The sequence below is a fragment of the Pseudomonas fitomaticsae genome, from assembly GCF_021018765.1.
Lineage (GTDB): Bacteria > Pseudomonadota > Gammaproteobacteria > Pseudomonadales > Pseudomonadaceae > Aquipseudomonas > Aquipseudomonas fitomaticsae.
In genome coordinates this window covers 5,292,407-5,311,194 of sequence record NZ_CP075567.1, presented here as the reverse complement: position 1 = coordinate 5,311,194, position 18,788 = coordinate 5,292,407, and the positions used below count along the sequence as shown (strand labels likewise).

Sequence of the window (18,788 nt, the reverse complement as noted above, 5' to 3'; positions counted from 1 at the left end):
GTGAGCGGGATTTTGCCGATGATCCGGAATGAATGAGCGGATTTCCGCTCATTCGGGTACGAACATTTCCCGGGTCAAACCATGCCGCTGCATCTTTTCATTGAAGGTGCGCCGGGGCAGTTGCAGTTCTTCCAGCACGGCTTTCACATCCCCCTTGTGCCGTGTCAAGGCAGCCCGCAAACACTGCGCCTCAAACGCTTCCTGCTGCGCCGCCAGCGACTGACCCGGATCGATACCCTGCACCGGTTCATCCAGCCCCAGCACCTGCCGCTCGGCAACGTTCGCCAACTCGCGCACATTACCCGGCCAGTCATGACTCAGCAGGTGACTCAACTGCGCACCACTGAGCGGCGGGAACGTCCGCCCCAAGCGCTGGGCGGCGCTCTGGGCGAAGGATTCGAACAACAACGGAATGTCTTCCCGACGATCACGCAACGGCGGCAGTCGCAACTCGGCGACGTTCAGGCGATACGCCAGGTCCTCGCGAAAACGCCCGGCCCGGGCTTCATCCAGCAAGTCGGGTTTGGTCGCCGCGACGATCCGCAGGTCCACCCGAATGCTCTGGTTCGACCCTAGCCGCTCCAGCTTCTGTTCTTGCAACACCCGCAGCAGTTTCACCTGCTGGGCCAACGGCATGCTTTCGATTTCATCGAGAAACAGCGTGCCGCCGTCGGCGTATTCCAGCTTGCCGATGCGCTTGCCCGAAGCGCCGGTGAACGCGCCGCTCTCATGCCCGAACAACTCGGCTTCGAACAGTTGCTCGGGGATCGCCGCGCAGTTCAGCGCCACGAACGGCTTGTCGGCGCGGGGGCCGAAGTCGTGCAGGCAGCGGGCGACCAGTTCCTTGCCGCTGCCGGTCTCGCCTCGGATCAGCACGTTGACCGGCAGCGTCGCCAGATCCAGCACCTGCCGGCGCAAGGTTTGCAAACCACGGGACACACCGAGCAGCGTCGCATCCAGTCTGGCGCGGTTGTCGGCCTGCTCGTGCAGGGCGCGGTTTTCCAGCACCAGCCGACGCTTGTCCAGCGCCCGGCGCAGGCTGCCGAGCAGGGTCTCGGGGCTGAAGGGTTTTTCCAGAAAGTCGTAGGCGCCGTCGCGCATCGCTTCGACCGCCATCGGCACATCGCCGTGACCGGTCAGCAGAATCACCGGCAGATCGGCATCCCGGCGCTGCACTTCGGCCAGCAACTCAAGACCGCTAAGCCCGGGCATGCGCACGTCGCTGACAATCACCCCGGCAAAATGCGCGGGCAGCGCCGCCAGGCAGTCCTCGGCGCGGCTGAACAGCTGCACCTCGAACCCCGACAGGCTCAGCCATTGCTCAACGGCATTGCGAATGCTGCTTTCGTCATCGACCACCATCACCGAATTGAGCATCAGATGTGCGCCTCCAGATCGATCGGCAAGGTCAGGCTGAACACCGCGCCATTGTCGCCATTCTCGGCGCACAGGCGCCCGCCGGATTCATGAACGATGGCGAACGACACCGCCAGCCCCAGACCCAGCCCGTCACCCACAGGTTTGGTGGTGAAGAACGGATCGAACACCTGACCCAGATGTTCTTCGGCGATGCCGCCGCCGTTGTCGATGACGCTCAGGCGCCACAGTTGTTCGTCGGCTTCCAGGCGGATTTCCAGACGCTTGCACGGTTTGCCTTGCATGGCGTCGAGGGCGTTGCGCAGCAGGTTGATCAACACCTGCTCCAGGCGGATCGCATCACCGCGCACCCACGCCGGGCGGGTCAGGTGCAGCACCAGACTGACCTGTTCATCGCGCAGACGCGCATCGAGCAATTGCAGGGCCTGATCGACCACTGTCGCCAGATCCAGCCGTTCGCGCAAACCGCTGGGGCTCTTGCGGGCGAAGGTTTTCAGGTGGCCGGTAAGGGCGGCCATGCGCGTGAGCATTTCATCCACCGGTTTGAGCGCCTTGTAGGCGTCATCGACCCGGCCGTGATCGAGCAGCAGCCTCAGAGTTGCAAGCTGCATGCGCTGGGCGGTCAGTGGCTGATTGATTTCGTGGGCCAGCGCGGCGGACATCTGCCCCAGCGCCGCGAGTTTGGCCGACTGCACCAGACCGTCCTGGGCGGTGCGCAAATCCCGGGTGCGTTCCTCGACCAATTGCTCAAGCTCTTCGCGGCTGCGCTGGCGCATCTTCGCCAGACGCCAGCGTTGGTTGAGGAACAGCAACAGGAACACCAGCGCCAGCCACACCCCGGCGGCGGCGAGCCCGGCATTGCGCTGATCTTCGAAGGACACTTGCGGACGTCGCAGCAGGTGCAAAGTCCAGCCTTCGGCGGTCAGCGGCAGCGATTCCCACAGGTAATCCGCCGTGCCTTGCGGGCCTTCGACGCGGCGCAGGTCACTGTTGTCGTCGAAGCTGCGCAGCGCCAGATGCGTCAGCGGCACCAGCGATTGTTTGTCGTATTGGCGGGTGGCTTTGATCTCGCGGTAATCGGCCGGGCTCAGCGGGTGCAGCAGGCGATAGCGCCAGCCGGGCTGGTTGGCGATGAAGATGATCCCGCGCGCATCGCTGACCAGCAGAGTGTCATTGCCTTGGCTCCATTCGCGTTCGAGTTCGGGGAATTCGAGCTTGACCACCATCGCGCCGAGGAACTCGCCGTTGTCGCCGAGCACTGCGCTGGACAGGAAGTAACCGGGAATTCCGCTGGTCACGCCGACCGCATAGAAACGCCCGGTGCCCTGGGTGCGGGTCTGACTGAAATAGGGGCGAAAGCCGTAGTTGTGGCCGACGTAACTGCTCGGCAGACGCCAGTTGCTGGCCGCCACCGCGAGGCCGGTGCGGTCGAGCAGTTCAAGGGTCGAGGATTGGGCGGCGCCGTTGATCTTTTCCAGCTTCAGATTCAGCGCAGCCTGCTGTTCGGCATCGACCGGACCTGCCAGCGCCGCACGCAATTGCGGGTCCAGCGCCAGCACGGCGGGCAGGGCGCGATAGCGGTCGATCAGGGTATGCAGCGAGTTGGCGTACAGCGCCAGCTGTTGATTGGCCCGCGCGGCGTCTTCTTCCAGTGCCTGGCGCTCGGCATGGCGGATCGCAAGCGTCGCGGCGAGGGTGGCGCCGGCGAGGATCAGCAGGGTGTACAACGACAAACGCAGGGTACGGGAAGTCGGCAGCATGCTGGGTTAACGGGTGGCAGGTCGGGCGGGCACGATAGCATGCGCGGACGGAGTCTCCCACGCATGCTCGACTCGCCAGTTGCGCCATTTTGCAACCGTTCGCCATGGAGTGTGATCCTGGACTCAATGACGATCGTTTGCGCGTTTGAATGCACGTTCCTGCTTCCTCAGGTAGCGGGCATCAGTGGTTGAGTCCTCCCTCATCCAGGACACAGTCGTCCGGGTGCTTTCAATCATGCCGAGTACAGCGATGGTCTTTGCCTGCAAGTCTCGGCGCGTGATCTTTTGCGAGCCTGAACCCACCGTAAGCTGATTCAAGTCGGTAAATGCCTTTTCGGCATTTGCCGAGTGTTGTCTGACTGCCGATTCCCAGCTGTCCAGCATGTTGTCGATCTTCAGCAACTTGAATGGATCCAGTTCGGCCTTGATGTCCTCGGCTTCCTGTAACCGCGGGCCCATGCCCACAGCCAGGTTGGCGACAGGCAAGATTGAACCGACGACATAGTTCACAAATGCGAGGCTCATCTTCGGTATCCAGTCCGTTGGTTTAGGTGATGTGTCGATACCGGCCTTGCGATCAATGGCTTGCACAGTCAATGTCGACGTTTGCGGAACCAATGGGGCGATCAGGCGTGCGTTTGGAGTGCGATCCAAAAGCTTCCCGGCAATTTCGGCGGCGATGTTTCCGCCTACCAGGCCTTGGGAAAACGGGGGCTTGGTTTGATGCGTGAAGTTGGCCACATGTGGATCGTCGGGCAGGAGAAAGTCGAAGCCCTGGCTACCCCAATAGCCGGCGATATAGCTAACAGCTACCTTGATGGATTCGCCAATAAAGTTCTTCAGCAGCGAGAGGCCGATGTCTTTCTTGTGAGCAACGGTATCCATAAGGTCCATCGTGCTGGAGGCATAGTTGCCGAGTACGGTAATGAACTCTGAGTAATCGACAATTGTGCGCTCTTGCTTCTGTTTGCCTTCTTGATCCACATACCTGAGCGGATTATTCCCGACAAACCCATATAGATTCAGCCCGTCCACATCTCCCGCCGGGTCGGCGCTCACCCAACGTCCCATCCACGGCGCGTAGTACCGCGCGCCATAGTAATAAAGCCCGGTGACATCCATTTTCTTGCCCGAGTAGCGGATGAACTTGTAATCCACTTCCATTCGCGACCGGGCTGCCAGTGTCGAGGTGTTGCCAAACGGGTAGTACGTCTCGTCACTGATCAATCGCGCCAGTTGATCCACTTCTTTGAGGGACGATCCCAGGTGATCCTTGTGGATATAGCGCAGTTGATTCTGATCGATGCCCGTGGGTTTTCCCTTCACCCAATGCAGGCATGTCACGTCGCCTGCGCCGCTGCCCGGCTTGATGACGTGCAGTTCTTCACCGTTGTCACTGGTGTGGATTTCCAGATCGGGCAAGTAGCGCACGTCCCGGAAATGGCTGACTGACGGAGCGTGGGTCTCCAGTCTTTTGTGCACGCGCACATCCTGACTGTAGCGATACTGCTCCGTATCGTGTGGTCCAGTGGGATGTCTGACCAGGGTCACGCAATCCAGCTGATTACGACTGTTCCACTGCAATGGACCGCGCGGCGACTTCAGTTGGTTGCCTGCAGCGTCGAATTCGGTGGGGAAAACCGGTATCGGATCACCCGTTCTCCAGCGCACCCCCCGGTTGCTGTCCGGATCGATATACACCTGGAAAGTATGGTTGGCCCCATCGCGGACGCGGATGGTCTTTACGAGGTTGTCGCCATGGTCGTACTCGTAGGTTTCTGTGTAATTGCGCCGATCATTGGGGTCGGTCGGCTGTGGCAGGCCCGGGTTATCCGTGGGGGGCACCTCGTCGTATCCGCTGGCGTGGATCAAGCGGTACGTTGAGTCGTAACGGAACTCACGATGGCCATCGACACGCTGGTTGCGAAAATACGTCGGTGTGTAGGCGTGATCGAGGATGCGGGTGATGTTGCCCATCCGGTCATACTCATACCCGAGATCCTGAATCGATTCCCCTGTCGCCTTTTGTGCGTATTGTCGAAGCAGGCGACCGTCAGCGGCCCGATAGTGCCAGTGACTGCTCACATCATTACCGGTCCGTTGCAGGATGATCTGCCCGGTGGCGTTGTATTGCGCATCCCGCAATACCGGCTGCCAGGCGAGTTGGCCGTGAACCTTGAGCTGCACCTGTGTGAGCTGCCCGGCTACGTCGTAAGCCCAATGCCGCTGGTGGCCGCCGGCATCGGTTTGCTTCAGTAGAGCGCCAAGGGGGCTGAGATTGTGCTGGCTGGAAAAGGTCAATCCATCGTGAAAAGTGCGACTTTCTTGCAGCGCAGCGCCTGTGAGGGCAAAAGAGTGCAGTTTGACGCTGCCCGATGGATCATTGATTTCGACCATTTGCCCGCGCCGGTTGTAGCCAGCGTCGGCCGAGGCATTGGCATAGACGTAGGTCTCGTTATCCGGTCCGGTGTCCTGCGCGACGGCTACCAGACGCAGTTGATCATCGTACGTGTGCTGCCAGTGGTGGTTGCGTGCGTCCCAGCGTTGCAAGGTTTCGCCTGTCACTCCAGGCAGACTCCGGTGTTTTCCGGCGTCCACACTGTCGGTTTCAAGCAGCCCTGCGGTCAGATTGAAAACGTTGGTGATGGCGGGGCTGGCAAGGCGCGGGTCCCATTGTTTGACCACGTGCCCGAGCGCGTCGCGTTGCTGGCGTGTGATCAGTGCCTCGGCGGTTGCACCGGCAATCGAGCGCAGATAGGCCACCTGACGAATTTCCAGGCCCCGGCTGTCGTAAACCGACAACGAAGGTGTGCCTTCATGGGGAGATGGGGTCATCGTCCGGCCTCCGCTGTGTGTTCCAGTATTCATGCGTACGATCCGGTAAAACTGCGCCGGGCGCTGTGAGACCTGTCTATCCTCGGTTTAGGTGTCGGCTTTTCCTGTGGGCGAGCACTGACTTCCTGCGTCGGCGCGTTGAAGAGGGCTTTTCGCCGTTAGCCTTCCTTCAAGTGGCGGTAACCCAATATCGGTACGACGGCCATGCCGATAGCCGGCGCGATACTCACGATGGCAGGGGCGGCGGCCGCGGCGGGGGGGGGACGAGGGCGGCATCGCCGCTCGGGTCGGCGCTGATCCAGCGCGCCAGCCATGGCGCGTAACACCGTGCTCCGTAGTAATAAAGCCCGGTGACATCCATTTCCTTGCCCGAATAGCGGGTGAACTTATAGTCCGCTTCGATCTGCGAGCGGGCCGCCATCGACGAGGTACAGGTTTCGGAGTCGGCTACACCATTTTCTTTGACGCTGCGCAGACGTAGTTGCGGGTCGTAGCTCATCTCCCGGTGATTGCCGTTTGCATCCCAATTCTGCAAAAGCTCGCCGCCGAGTCCGGGCAGGGCCGTGTTTTCGCCACCGTCGACGTTGCGGGTCTTGAGCGCCGTGCCGTCCAGCCTGTGCAAGGTCGTTGTATTGGGCGTGAGCAGACGCGGGTACCGCTGTGCAACCAGGTGACCGGCAGTGTCATGTTGCAGTCGGCTGATGAGCGCTCGTACCTCTTCCCCGGCCACCGTGCGCAGGTACTCAACTTGTCTGACGGCCTCGCCGCGTGGGCTGATTACCGCCAGCGTCGGTGTGAGAGGGTGCACGCTGGCGTTCATGACTTGATCCGTTTTGCAGGTCTTGCGGGTTTTGCAGGTGCCGGTTTTTTCGCAGGCCTGGCCAGTGGCGGTTCTTCCGTGTCGTTGTAGTCGTAGCTGAGCTTGAACCACGGATGCAGAATGTCGAAAGCCAGATGACCGAGCGCATTGATCGTCTGGATCTGCCGCCCCAAGGCGTCGTAGAACATCCGGTCGTGGTAACCGTGCAGGCGTATCGCGCTGTCATTGATGCAGCGATGGGTGTTGAGGAAATAAGAGCGATAGACCCGGATGGTCTCGCCCTTGTGGTTGTATTCCACGCGACCCTGGACTCGCCAGCGCTGAGTGGCCGGCAGTTCAATCGGCTTGCCGTCGGCGCCGGTCACCAGATCGTCCTCGGGCGTGGCGACAAGGGCATCGCCCGGCGGGACGAGCTGTTTGCTTTGCAACTCCCGACCGAAGCCGTCGACGTAGCTGATCGTCATCTGAATCTGTTGCAGCGGGTCGGTGTGGTAGCGGTCAGCGACCAGGCTGAGGCTGTGCACCGGTTGCCTGAGGGCGCTGCGGATGAACTTCAGCAGGGTCTGTTCGCTGGTGCTGCGCTTTTTGCGCTGGTTCAGCCAGTGCAGTGCCGAAGCACGGATGTGGCCGTCGGGCAGGATCAGACCCGTGGCGATCCACTCCTTTCTTTTGAGCGGCAATGTCTTGAGCGGGAGCGACGGCATCCAGCTGAACAGCTCGGTGCGTACCGCGCTTGCCGCAGAGGCCAGAACGGTGTTCGGATTGGCGAGGGCGTATTCGACGCTCAGATCAGGCTGCGACGGGTAAGCGGACAAGGGGGCAAAACCGGCCGGCACCCCCTCTTCCGTGCCATGAAAACTGTGGGCAACCGGTTGACCGCCCGGCTCGTACAGCACTTCCTGAATGTTCTCGTTGGGATCCTTGATGCTGAGCGGCAACAGTGTGTGATAGTCCGGCGACACCTCGGTCTTGCAGCCGTCCGGCAGGGTGATGGCAATCGTCAGCAGATGGTTCGCGTCCCAGGTAATGTGCGTTACGCCATGGCTGGGGGTCTGCTGCACTTCGGTAACGTGGAAGAAAGCGCTGGCATCGGCGTAAGTGAAAAAGCCACTCTGTGCCGACCACAGGTTCAGCAGCAGATCCTGTGCGGGATCTTCCGGGAAGAACAGCTTCATGGGCGCGTAGCCGATTTTTGTCAGCTCGTCGCGAACGGCAAAGGGCGGTGGAATATCGTCGTAGGCCGCGAGGGCCTTTTCGTCGAACACCGCCTGCTCGGTCGGCCCGGCCAGCGGCGGGTAGAGCATCTTGCCAGCAGCCTCCAGATACGTATGTTGCGAGAGCGAGGTCAGTTCCCGCGCAGCTGTCCATTCGGCACTGTCTTTATGCCGATCGAAATTTTCGAAACTGATATCCGCCGCGTGCAGCCCGCCCGGCAGCGCGCCCTTGGGCAGCTTCATTGCGTTGCTGCGCTGGCGCCACGGCAAGCCAAGCAGCCAGTGGCCGTCAGTGCTCAAGTGAGTGAAGGCGGCGAGTGTTTCCGTCAGATAAAAGTACTGTTGCTGCTCATCGTGACTGTCCACCCAGGCCCGAAGCTGGTCTTCTCGATCGAAGGGCGGTTTGTCCGTTTCGGTGCGGCGACGAGCACAAGCGACCGTGAAGCCGTGAGTCAGGTGGCCGTACGCGTCGAATGCCAGATTGACTGCATGCTGGCAGTTCGGGTCGTCCATGAACCGTTCGTATTGATTGCTGCGGGTTTCCAGTTCGAGCACCAGCAGGCTGGACGGATTGTCATTGACGATCCGTACCCGATAGCGAGATTCGCTGAGGGAGAACAGGCGTGCCGGGGCGGGGTCGTCCGCCTGACACACCTCGGTGCGCAGCGCACGACCGGCCAGGGCGTAGGCGATTTCGCGATTGTCGTCAGCCTTGCGCCGTTTGCGAAGTCGCTCCTTGCGGCCTTTGGCATCGAGTTCTGAAATGAGGGTTTGCCCCAGTGGCGTGATCTCATGGTCGAGTTCGCAGATGCCTTTCAAGACAAGATCGATGCTTCTGCCGGTATGAAACCAGTGCGTCACCCGCCTCGGCGCGGTGTGGCCACTGTCGGCCTTGCCCGGCTCCAGCTCACTGTCGGTCTGACAGACTTTGCCGAAGCCGCGAAACTCGCGTTCGACACCGTCGTAGTAACCCTCGAAATATTCGTGGAACTGCATCAGGTAATTGCCGGTGATTTCATCGTCCTGGCGCAACCAGTGAAGCACCATCTGGGGAAAGGGCAGAAGGCAGACCGGACGCCGGCGCGCCATCAGTTCCAGACGTTTCTCATCCAGCCAGAATTGCGCACTGCTGCGATGTTTCAGGGTCGCGCTGTAGCCCATGTTGTTATTGCAGCCGGTGAGCAAGTAGGGGCGTTCGCTGACGAAGTGATACACCCAGTGCTGCGGTTTCATGTGGGGTTTGGTGAAAAGCAGACTGGCGCAGCCAATGCCTTGCAGATCAGCGAAGGTCACCTGGCAGAGGTTGTCGTAGCGAATGTCGGTGGGCCAGGCAACGATGAGCGGGACTTGCTCAAAGGCATTGCCCCCGTAATTCCAGTAGATCTCGAAGTGATCGGAGCACAGACGGATCAATGCCGGTGCACCGGAGCCATCGAGATCGGCAAATCGAATCTGATCGGCATTGAAGTGCTGATACGCAAAGGGCAGCGGACTGATCGCAACGCCCTTGCCGAATCGGCCATGGCCCAGATTAGCCCAGGTTTCGATCCCGTCGTGGCGAACCCGGCACAGTCCCGAGAGGTCACTGGCATGCAGGTTGCCGAGCATCACAAGCTCGGTGCGGGCGTCGCTGAACAGCGGTAAACGATCCGGGGTATGGGGCACATCCTGGCCGGGCGCGAAGCCGTGCTCCCGCACATTGGCATACACCCGCACGCTGTTCGGGCCGATCAGGGCCATGGAATCCAGGCCGTCACCGCTCAAGTCGCCCAGTCGGGTCAACTGATGAAAAAACTCCACGGGAAACTGGCTGAACGGCTTGAACAACGACCAGGTGCCATCCGGGTTGAGCGTGTAATACCCGCTGCCACCGGGTTGCGCGACGATCCAGTCCAGGTGCCCGTCACCGGTGAGGTCGGTGAGGATCTGTACCACTGGTTTGCTGGTATCGGCGTTTGGTATCAGCGGCAGCAGTGTCCAGGGGCCGTAGACGATTTCGTCCGTACCGGGCGTGCCGCGCAAGGGCTCGCGGTAGTACCAGGCCCCGTCGTACTGGCAGAGAAAACCGGGCAGGCCTTCGCCGTAAAGATCGACGCAATGGTAGGGCTGGCCGTCGTTGAGACCGGGCATGTGATCGAGTGACAGGAAGGGTTTGGGGGTGGTGTTGAGTGTCAACGCTGCATAAAAGTACTCGATTGGCGGTGTGTGTCTGACGCGGCCCGTTGCGTCGTAGCTCATGTAGTGCGCAGCTTTCAGCTGCTTGTATTGGTGTGATGTGGTTTCGTGTTCCAGCAACAGGCGATTGACCAGTACCGGATCGGGGCTGATGTGGTTGAACAACAGAAACTGCTGGCACAGGCGCCGGGTGCCTACCTCGAACCCGAAACGATGATTGCGAAACGGGTCGCTGCGAAGCGACCATTTATGTTCCGGGGCTAAAAAAGATGGGATCGCCTCTCGCCGGGTGACGCGCTCCCCGTAGTCAACGATCAGTCGGAACAGCCAGTCGAGTAATTCGGGTTGCGCGTGATCAAGGCAATACAAATCGGTACTGGCTGTTCTGTTGCAATAGCAGACTTGCCGCAGGTAGCGCTGGGCGCTGTAGTCAAAACGGGCATCAGTGACTTCGTTGTCGGCCTTGTACTGGTAAACGATGTTTTCGCCCTCAGGGTTCCTGACTTCCACCAGCAACCACACCGCGATAAGGGGCGGGTTCGCCGGGTCATGGATGCAGGCAGCCAGGGTGTTGCCATAGCAATACTGCGTGCCATCGGCGCCGAAGACCATCCAGAACGGGTGACCGCCACCGGTAGGGGTCCAAAGCTCGTAGCGGGTGAAGGTCGATTCCAGACGCGGAATGTAGAGCACCACAGAATAGGTTTTGGCGCCCCTGCCTTTTCCGCGTGTATGCTTTTTGGCCTTGATCTTGCCGCGCGTCGTCAGTTCGGGCCGCAGTTCGACGCCGTCGGCCAGCATGAAGTCCGTTGGCAGGTAGTGCGGTACGCCCTTGCTGGTCTTGCGCGAGATGGCAGGCAGCGGCAAATCCCAGCCAAGCCCGCACTTGCCATTGCCCGCGTTACCGTCGTAGACAAGCTGCAACTCGGGATTGAGCGTGCGCGCCTTCAGTATCGGGAGGGGCAGGGTGTAAGAGCGCTGCCCGGTCGCACCGATCTCCCCCCAGCTGCGTCCATTCGTTGCAATCGACGCAGTCTTGGCAATGGAGGGAGGGGTGACGAGAGCATCTGCATCCGGGGTCATGGCGTCGCAACCTGAAGATGTCGAGGTGTCACGCTAGCAGAGCGGATGACGCCAGACACCTGTCAGATCTGACAGGTGTCGACTGACGGCAGGCGAAAAAAAACCGGGCGGTCATCGCTGACCGCCCGGTTTTTCACAAGCAGCAGAAGGGCTTACTGCACTTCAACTGCCAGGCTTTCGCTGATCTTCTGTTGCCAGATCGCAGGACCGGTGATGTGGACCGATTCACCTTTGCTGTCCACCGCGACGGTGACCGGCATGTCTTTGACCTCGAACTCGTAGATCGCTTCCATGCCCAGCTCGGCGAACGCCAGGACCTTGGACTTCTTGATCGCTTGCGCCACCAGGTAAGCGGCACCGCCAACGGCCATCAGGTACACAGCCTTGTTGTCCTTGATCGCGTCGATGGCGGTCGGGCCGCGCTCGGACTTGCCGATCATGCCCAACAGGCCGGTCTGTTCGAGGATCTGACGGGTGAACTTGTCCATCCGCGTAGCGGTGGTCGGGCCAGCCGGGCCAACCACTTCGTCACCGACCGGATCAACCGGGCCGACGTAGTAGATGAAGCGACCTTTGAGGTCTACCGGCAGGGTTTCGCCCTTGTTCAGCATCTCGACCATGCGCTTGTGCGCCGCGTCGCGACCGGTGAGCATCTTGCCGTTGAGCAGGACGGTTTCGCCCGGCTTCCAGCTCTGCACGTCTTCCGGGGTCAGGGTGTCGAGGTTGACGCGACGGGCCGACGGGCCGGCTTCCCAGACGATTTCCGGGTAGGCGTCCAGCGGTGGCGCTTCCAGCGAGGCCGGGCCGGAACCGTCGAGCACGAAGTGCGCGTGACGGGTGGCGGCGCAGTTCGGGATCATGCACACCGGCAAGGAGGCGGCGTGAGTCGGGTAGTCCATGATTTTCACGTCGAGCACGGTGGTCAGGCCACCGAGGCCCTGGGCGCCGATGCCCAGCTGGTTGACCTTCTCGAACAGCTCCAGACGCATTTCTTCGATGCGGTTCTGTGGGCCACGGGCCTTGAGCTCGTGAATGTCGATGGATTCCATCAACACTTCTTTCGCCATCACAGCGGCTTTCTCGGCGGTGCCGCCGATGCCGATGCCCAGCATGCCCGGTGGGCACCAGCCGGCGCCCATGGTCGGAACGGTCTTCAGAACCCAGTCGACGATCGAGTCGGACGGGTTGAGCATGGCCATTTTCGACTTGTTCTCGGAACCGCCGCCCTTGGCCGCCACGTCCACTTCCACGGTGTTGCCCGGGACGATGGAGTAGTGGATGACCGCCGGGGTGTTGTCCTTGGTGTTCTTGCGTGCACCGGCCGGGTCGGCCAGGATCGAAGCACGCAGGACGTTTTCCGGCAGGTTGTAGGCGCGGCGCACGCCTTCGTTGATCATGTCGTCCAGGCTCATGGTCGCGCCATCCCAACGCACGTCCATGCCCACACGCACGAACACGGTCACGATGCCGGTGTCCTGGCAGATCGGCCGGTGGCCGGTGGCGCACATGCGCGAGTTGATCAGGATCTGCGCCATCGAGTCACGGGCCGCTGGCGATTCTTCGCGCAGGTAGGCTTCGTGCATCGCCTGGATGAAGTCCACGGGGTGGTAGTAGGAAATGAATTGCAGGGCGTCGGCAACGCTCTGAATCAGGTCGTCTTGCTTGATCACGGTCATGAGTCGCGCTCCTCTAAAAGACGGGAACATTCAATAAGGTGCCTGCGGCTTGGGTGCATCGGTCGGTCGCAGACACCTTTCAAGGCACGCCGGGGCTGCTGGCGCGACGCTAAAAAGGCGCGGCAGTATACCGCGCCTCGGTGGCGGGCACATCTGCCGGGAGTCATTCGTTGGTCGCATGGCTGCAGGTTTTTGACGCCAAATACCCGGCCCGAAAATCAATGGTCATTTATCGACTGGGCCACTAAAGTGGCAGCCGGTCTGTAGAGTAGGACACTCGGTCAGCCTCTTATCGCACGGTGAGTCAACGATTGACCCATAACGCCATTCAACGTCTTTTGCTCAAACGCTTCGCCCTCGCTGCAGCCACCTATGGATTGGCTTTGCTGCTGCTGTGGCTGGCGTATTTCACCGGACACTACAACGACTCGCTGGCGGGCGTCGCCGTCGGCAGCGCGCTGGTGGTGATCTGCCAGGCGACCCTGTTCGCCGTGTTCTTTTCCGGCTGCAACCTGCGCTTCTCCGACCCGAGCCTGACCGAAGCCCAGGTGCTGCTCGGCCTTGGCTGGCAGACGTGGCTGATCGCCCATCTGGACGAAGCCCGGGGCGAGTTCCTGGTCTTTTATGTGCTGATCCTGCTGTTCGGTCTGTTCCACCTTTCGCGCCGGGCGTTTGTGCGCTGCGCGATGCTGGTGTTCTTCAGCTTCTGCGCCATCACCCTGTGGGACGGCTATCACTTCCAGTTACCCGACCCGGCGCTGGCCGCGTTGCAGGTGTGCATCCTGCTGATCGTGCTGGTGTGGCTGGTGATTTACGCCAGCTTCGTCCAGACCTCACGGCAACGCATGCGCCAGCGCCGCTTTGCCTTGCAGGCGCATCAGGACACCCTGCGCGGGATGATGCGCCAGCTCGAAGACCTGGTGGCCACCGACGAATTGACCGGGCTGTTCAACCGCCGGCACTTCCTGCGCCTGGCCACCCGCGAGCTGAATGCGATGGAGGCCGACGTGGTGCACGGTCTGGCGCTGATCGACCTCGACCACTTCAAACGCATCAACGATATTCACGGCCACGCCGCCGGCGATCAGGTGTTGCAAGCCTTCGCCGGGGTGGCCGGGGCCTGTCTGCGCGACGGCGACGTGCTGGCGCGTTATGGTGGTGAAGAATTCGTGGTGCTGCTGCCCGATTGCAACGCCGAGCGCCTGACCGCTTGCTGCGAACGGCTGCGCATCGCTTTCACCGACGTCGAACTGGTGGGCCTGAATGTGAAAAACCTGAGTCTGTCCGCCGGCATGACCCTGCTGGAACTGGGCGATGATCTGGACGACGCCTTGCAGCGTGCCGATCAGGCGCTGTACCGGGCAAAGCGCGACGGGCGCAACCGTTGCGCGGCAGCGTGGGAGAACGTCGATGCCTGAACTGCGGGTCGGTGAACGACAGTGGTCGGTGGCGGCGGGCAGCAACCTGCTCGATGCCCTCAACCGGAACGGTGTGGCGGTGCCTTACAGCTGCCGCGCCGGCAGTTGCCATGCGTGTCTGGTGCAATGCGTGCAGGGCTTGCCTGCTGACAGTCGTCCCGATGCCTTGAGCGCCGAACAGCGTGATCAGGGCTGGCGGCTGGCCTGTCAGTGTCAGGTGATCGAAGACTTGCAGGTACACGCCTTCGATCCCGTCACCGATGGTCGCCCGGCCACGGTCGAAGCGCTGGACTGGCTCGGCGACAGCGTGTTGCGACTGCGCCTGACACCTCAGCGGCCGTTGCGCTACAGCGCCGGTCAGCATCTGGTGCTGTGGGCCGGCCACATTGCGCGGCCGTATTCGCTGGCGAGCCTGCCGGAAGAAGACCGCTTTCTTGAATTCCACCTCGATTGCCGCCAGCCCGGCGAATTCAGCGATGCTGCACGCCGCTTGCAGATCGGCGACCCGATCCGCCTCGGCGAACTGCGCGGCGGCGCGCTGCATTACGACCCGGACTGGCACGACCGGCCGCTGTGGCTGCTCGCCGCCGGCACCGGGCTCGGCCCGTTGTTCGGCGTGTTGCGCGAAGCCTTGCGTCACGATCATCGGGGCGCCATCCGCGTCATTCACCTGGCCCATGATGCCGACGGGCATTACCTGGCCAAACCCCTTGAAGCACTGGCCGCGCAACGGGAAAACCTCAGCGTCGAAGGGTGGACGGCGGCCGAGTTGCCGGGCGCTTTGGCGCAACTGCGCCTTGTCTCCCGACAAACCCTGGCCTTAGTCTGCGGCTCGACGGCCAGCGTCGACGCGTTTGCCAAGCGTCTGTTCCTGGCCGGACTGCCGCGCAATCAACTGCTGGCCGATGTCTTCCTGAGCCGTGGTTGAGCGCTGAACTCTCAGACGCGAGACCTGCCATGCCCGAAGCCATCCTGCTGCACCGCGAACGCGGTTTGCTGACCCTGCGCCTCAACCGCCCGGACAAGAAAAACGCCCTGACCCGCGCCATGTACAGCCAGTTGGCCGAGGCGCTGAAACAGGCCGATCGCGACCCCGAAATCAACGCCGTGCTGATCACCGGCAGCGCCGAGTGCTTCACCGCCGGCAACGACATCGCCGACTTCATCCAGCAACCGCCGAGCGACCTCGACAGCCCGGTGTTTCATTTCATGCTCAATCTGCTGGAGTGCCGCAAACCGGTGATCGCCGCCGTGGCCGGGGCGGCGGTGGGGATTGGTACGACGCTGCTGTTGCATTGCGATCTGGTGTACGTGGCGCGGGATGCGCGGTTGCGCATGCCGTTCGTCAATCTCGGGTTGTGCCCGGAGTTCGGTTCCAGCCTGATTCTGCCGCGTTTGCTCGGGCAGGCCAAAGCGTCGGAGTTGTTACTGCTCGGTGAAGGTTTTACCGGTGAGCAAGCGGCGCAATGGGGGATCGCGACCGAGGCGCTGGGTAGTGGAGAAGCCGCGTTGGCCAGGGCGCGGGAGATGGCACTGCGGTTTGATGAGCTGCCGGCCGAAGCGGTGCGGATCAGCAAGCAACTGATGCGCGCGCCGGATCGCGAGTTGATTCGCAAGGTGATCGAGGAGGAGGGCGCGCTGTTCACTCAGCGGCTGCGCTCGCCGGAAGCGTTGGCGGCGTTGACCGGGTTCATCAAGCGCCATTAATGAAAAAGCCCCGCCATTCACATGGCGGGGCTTTTCGTTTTCAGCAACCGGTCACTCAGACCTGCGGGTCGCCCACGTGCAGGATCTTCATGCCGTTGGTGCCGCCGGTGGTGTGGTAGCTGTCGCCCTTGGTCAGGATGACCCAGTCGCCTTTCTCCACCACGCCGCGCTTGACCAGCTCGTCGATGGCTTTCTGGCTGACTTCGTTCGGTGCCAGCGAAGCCGGGTCGAACGGCACGGTGTACACGCCACGGAACATCGCCGCGCGGGCCTGGGCTTCGCGGTGCGGGGTGAACGCGTAGATCGGCACCGAGGAACGGATACGCGACATGATCAGCGGGGTGTAACCGCTTTCGGTCAGCGCGATGATCGCCTTGACGCCCGGGAAGTGGTTGGCGGTGTACATGGTCGCCAGCGCGATGCTCTCGTCGCAGCGGCTGAATTCCTTGCCGATGCGGTGGCTGGAGGTCTTGCCGGTCGGGTGCTTTTCAGCACCGACGCAGATGCGCGCCATCGCCTGCACGGCTTCCAGCGGGTACTGGCCGGCGGCGGATTCGGCGGACAGCATCACGGCGTCGGTGTAGTCGAGCACGGCGTTGGCCACGTCGGACACTTCGGCGCGGGTCGGCATCGGGTTCTGGATCATCGACTCCATCATCTGGGTCGCCACGATCACCGCCTTGTTGTGGCGGCGTGCGTGCAGAATGATTTTCTTCTGGATGCCCACAAGCTCGGCGTCGCCGATTTCCACACCCAGGTCACCACGGGCAACCATCACCGCGTCGGAAGCCTGGATCAGACCGTCGAGGGTCTCGTCGTCGGCCACGGCTTCGGCGCGTTCGATCTTCGCCACCAGCCAGGCGGTGCCGCCGGCTTCGTCGCGCAGTTGACGGGCGTAGTTCATGTCGGCAGCGTCACGCGGGAAGGACACGGCGAGGTAGTCGACTTCCATTTCAGCGGCGAGCTTGATGTCGGCCTTGTCTTTTTCAGTCAGGGCCGGCGCGGTCAGGCCGCCACCGCGACGGTTGATGCCTTTGTGGTCGGACAGCGGTCCGCCGATGGTCACGACGCAGTTCAGCTCGGTCGCGGTGGCGGTTTCAACGCGCATCACCACTCGGCCGTCGTCGAGCAGCAGCTCGTCGCCCACGCCGCAGTCCTTGACCAGGTCCGGGTAATCGATGCCGACTACTTGCTGGTTGCCTTCGGTCAGCGGATGGCTGGTGGAGAAGGTGAACTTGTCACCGATCTTCAGCTCGATGCGCTTGTTGGCGAATTTGGCGATACGGATTTTCGGGCCTTGCAGGTCACCCAGCAGGGCGACAAAGCGGCCGTGCTTGGCAGCGAGGTCACGCACCAGCTTCGCGCGAGCCTTGTGCTCGTCGGGGGTGCCGTGGGAGAAGTTCAGACGGGCGACGTCCAGGCCAGCCAGAATCAGCTGTTCGAGAACTTCCGGCGAGTTACTGGCCGGGCCAAGGGTAGCGACGATTTTGGTACGACGGACGGACATGCAAAGACTCCTCAGGTTCAAGCGCCAGCGAAGGCTACTATGCTCGAAGGGTGTAGTCATTGTTCGTTTGCACTACTTAATACTTTCTTTATTGAACACGGCAACTTTGGGACAAACGCGCCTGAAGATTTCCGACCAGGGGTCGATACAGAGGACAAGACAGGAGAACCCCCCATGCGATTCGTGCCCATTGCCGCCCTTGCCCTCAGCGTCCTCGCCGTCACGGGCTGCACCCGTTGGTCGATGAACCATCATTTGAACAACGCCTACAGCGCCTACGACCGGGGCAACTGCGAGCAAGTGATGCTCGAACTGTCCAAGGTCGAACGCGCCAGCCGTGCCCGCCCTTACGTGTGGCCGGAAGTGTCGATGATGCGCGGCCAGTGCCTCGAGCGGCAGAAAATGTTCGTCGATGCGGCGCAGACCTATCAGTTCATCATCGCCTCTTACCCCGACAGCGAATACGCCTACCGCGCCCGTGCGCGTCTGGAAACCCTGCAGAGCCTGGGTCACTACCCGACCCGCAGTGCAGCGGCCGTTGTACGTCCAACCCGCTTCTGATGGCAGTTGTCATACAAAAGCTGGCTGCTTGTATAGGGTGAGCTATAGTCGAATGACACCGGTGCAGATCGATATCTGTACCGGCGCAACACCTGCGACTGGCATGAGCAGTGCGTGGCGAGCGCCACACCGGGAGCGGGGAGAGCGGGCCTGACGGACAGGTTCGTTCCGAAGCACAGTGCGGCCTGTTTACCGGGCCTTGCATGGCGATACGCTCATGTTTACCGACCGTCGAATCGAACGGCACCAGTTGCCGTATTTTCTGCGAGTGTTCAACAGCGTCACCGATAAGCCTATCGGCTTTCTGGGCAACGTCTCCGAAGACGGGCTGATGCTCATCAGCCAGTTGCCGATGATGATCGGTGCCGAATTCAAATTGCGTCTGAAAATTCCCCTGGGCGAGGGCTGCCAGCAGGTCATCGACCTCAGCGCCTGCTGCCTGTGGTGCCATGAAGACGCCACGCCCCGGCATTACGACGCCGGTTTCAGCCTGTACCGCACGCCCCCGGAATATGGGCAACTGGTCGAGGCGTTGAAGCAGTACTTCAGTTTTCAGCCGTTGCCGGCTTCGGCCTGAGACAGGGGCTGGCCGTAAGCCCGTGAAGGCGTCGGGGCTGGCGACAGCCATCCAGATATCCCCATCTCTCGGTGATTG

At 61.6% G+C, this 18,788-nt stretch carries 11 protein-coding genes and 1 pseudogene; 5 read left to right on the top strand and 7 right to left on the bottom strand.

The annotated features are described in order from the left end of the window. Window positions 1-48: 48 nt before the first annotated feature. The 6 genes and pseudogenes from KJY40_RS23960 to KJY40_RS23935 all read right to left on the bottom strand — a co-directional run bounded on the left by KJY40_RS23960 (window position 49) and on the right by KJY40_RS23935 (window position 12,940). Window positions 49-1,377 (bottom strand): sigma-54-dependent transcriptional regulator, encoded by a 1,329-nt coding sequence (locus tag KJY40_RS23960; RefSeq protein ID WP_230733177.1) that lies wholly within the window; start codon window positions 1,375-1,377, stop codon window positions 49-51. Continuing rightward, window positions 1,377-3,137, bottom strand: coding sequence for a sensor histidine kinase (locus KJY40_RS23955; protein ID WP_230733175.1), 1,761 nt, complete (start codon window positions 3,135-3,137; stop codon window positions 1,377-1,379). Before KJY40_RS23955 ends, KJY40_RS23960 begins: the two co-directional genes overlap by 1 nt. A gap of 123 nt (window positions 3,138-3,260) precedes the next feature. After that, window positions 3,261-5,972, bottom strand: a complete 2,712-nt coding sequence (locus tag KJY40_RS23950) for an RHS repeat-associated core domain-containing protein (RefSeq protein WP_230733173.1) — start codon at window positions 5,970-5,972, stop codon at window positions 3,261-3,263. A 274-nt stretch (window positions 5,973-6,246) separates the two neighbouring features. Next, a pseudogene (locus KJY40_RS29835) lies at window positions 6,247-6,402 on the bottom strand (RHS repeat-associated core domain-containing protein); the annotation flags it as partial. Between the two features lie 386 nt (window positions 6,403-6,788). Next, on the bottom strand, window positions 6,789-11,264 hold the full coding sequence (locus KJY40_RS23940) for a SpvB/TcaC N-terminal domain-containing protein (RefSeq protein ID WP_230733168.1): 4,476 nt from the start codon (window positions 11,262-11,264) through the stop codon (window positions 6,789-6,791). A 152-nt stretch (window positions 11,265-11,416) separates the two neighbouring features. Beyond that, a complete protein-coding gene (locus tag KJY40_RS23935) occupies window positions 11,417-12,940 on the bottom strand; it encodes a fumarate hydratase (protein ID WP_007960181.1) in 1,524 nt (507 codons plus the stop codon). A 311-nt stretch (window positions 12,941-13,251) separates the two neighbouring features. Here KJY40_RS23935 and KJY40_RS23930 point away from each other — a divergent pair, with 311 nt between their 5' ends. From KJY40_RS23930 to KJY40_RS23920, 3 genes are read left to right on the top strand one after another with little or no spacing between them, the layout of a single operon-like run. Beyond that, window positions 13,252-14,358 carry a GGDEF domain-containing protein gene (locus KJY40_RS23930; RefSeq protein ID WP_230733166.1) on the top strand — a complete coding sequence of 369 codons (1,107 nt, stop codon included), beginning with the start codon at window positions 13,252-13,254 and terminating at the stop codon, window positions 14,356-14,358. Further along, window positions 14,351-15,286, top strand: a complete 936-nt coding sequence (locus tag KJY40_RS23925) for an iron-sulfur-binding ferredoxin reductase (RefSeq protein ID WP_230733164.1) — start codon at window positions 14,351-14,353, stop codon at window positions 15,284-15,286. The genes KJY40_RS23930 and KJY40_RS23925 overlap by 8 nt, the downstream gene beginning before the upstream one ends. 29 nt (window positions 15,287-15,315) lie before the next feature. After that, window positions 15,316-16,065 (top strand): enoyl-CoA hydratase-related protein, encoded by a 750-nt coding sequence (locus tag KJY40_RS23920; protein WP_230733162.1) that lies wholly within the window; start codon window positions 15,316-15,318, stop codon window positions 16,063-16,065. 55 nt (window positions 16,066-16,120) lie between these two features. Here the strand turns inward: KJY40_RS23920 and pyk are convergent, their stop codons facing one another. Then, window positions 16,121-17,572 carry a pyruvate kinase gene (gene pyk / locus KJY40_RS23915; protein WP_230733161.1) on the bottom strand — a complete coding sequence of 484 codons (1,452 nt, stop codon included), beginning with the start codon at window positions 17,570-17,572 and terminating at the stop codon, window positions 16,121-16,123. Between the two features lie 174 nt (window positions 17,573-17,746). Here pyk and KJY40_RS23910 point away from each other — a divergent pair, with 174 nt between their 5' ends. Further along, window positions 17,747-18,133 carry a tetratricopeptide repeat protein gene (locus KJY40_RS23910; protein ID WP_230733160.1) on the top strand — a complete coding sequence of 129 codons (387 nt, stop codon included), beginning with the start codon at window positions 17,747-17,749 and terminating at the stop codon, window positions 18,131-18,133. 217 nt (window positions 18,134-18,350) lie between these two features. Next, on the top strand, window positions 18,351-18,710 hold the full coding sequence (locus KJY40_RS23905) for a PilZ domain-containing protein (RefSeq protein WP_230733159.1): 360 nt from the start codon (window positions 18,351-18,353) through the stop codon (window positions 18,708-18,710). Window positions 18,711-18,788 lie beyond the last annotated feature (78 nt).

Excerpts from the sequence above, each read along its gene's own strand:
- KJY40_RS23960 (WP_230733177.1), bottom strand. The coding sequence starts at position 1,377 with ATGCTCAATTCGGTGATGGTGGTCGATGACGAAAGCAGCATTCGCAAT.
- KJY40_RS23955 (WP_230733175.1), bottom strand. The coding sequence starts at position 3,137 with ATGCTGCCGACTTCCCGTACCCTGCGTTTGTCGTTGTACACCCTGCTG.
- KJY40_RS23950 (WP_230733173.1), bottom strand. The coding sequence starts at position 5,972 with ATGACCCCATCTCCCCATGAAGGCACACCTTCGTTGTCGGTTTACGAC.
- KJY40_RS23940 (WP_230733168.1), bottom strand. The coding sequence starts at position 11,264 with ATGACCCCGGATGCAGATGCTCTCGTCACCCCTCCCTCCATTGCCAAG.
- KJY40_RS23935 (WP_007960181.1), bottom strand. The coding sequence starts at position 12,940 with ATGACCGTGATCAAGCAAGACGACCTGATTCAGAGCGTTGCCGACGCC.
- KJY40_RS23925 (WP_230733164.1), top strand. The coding sequence starts at position 14,351 with ATGCCTGAACTGCGGGTCGGTGAACGACAGTGGTCGGTGGCGGCGGGC.
- KJY40_RS23920 (WP_230733162.1), top strand. The coding sequence starts at position 15,316 with ATGCCCGAAGCCATCCTGCTGCACCGCGAACGCGGTTTGCTGACCCTG.
- pyk (WP_230733161.1), bottom strand. The coding sequence starts at position 17,572 with ATGTCCGTCCGTCGTACCAAAATCGTCGCTACCCTTGGCCCGGCCAGT.
- KJY40_RS23910 (WP_230733160.1), top strand. The coding sequence starts at position 17,747 with ATGCGATTCGTGCCCATTGCCGCCCTTGCCCTCAGCGTCCTCGCCGTC.
- KJY40_RS23905 (WP_230733159.1), top strand. The coding sequence starts at position 18,351 with ATGTTTACCGACCGTCGAATCGAACGGCACCAGTTGCCGTATTTTCTG.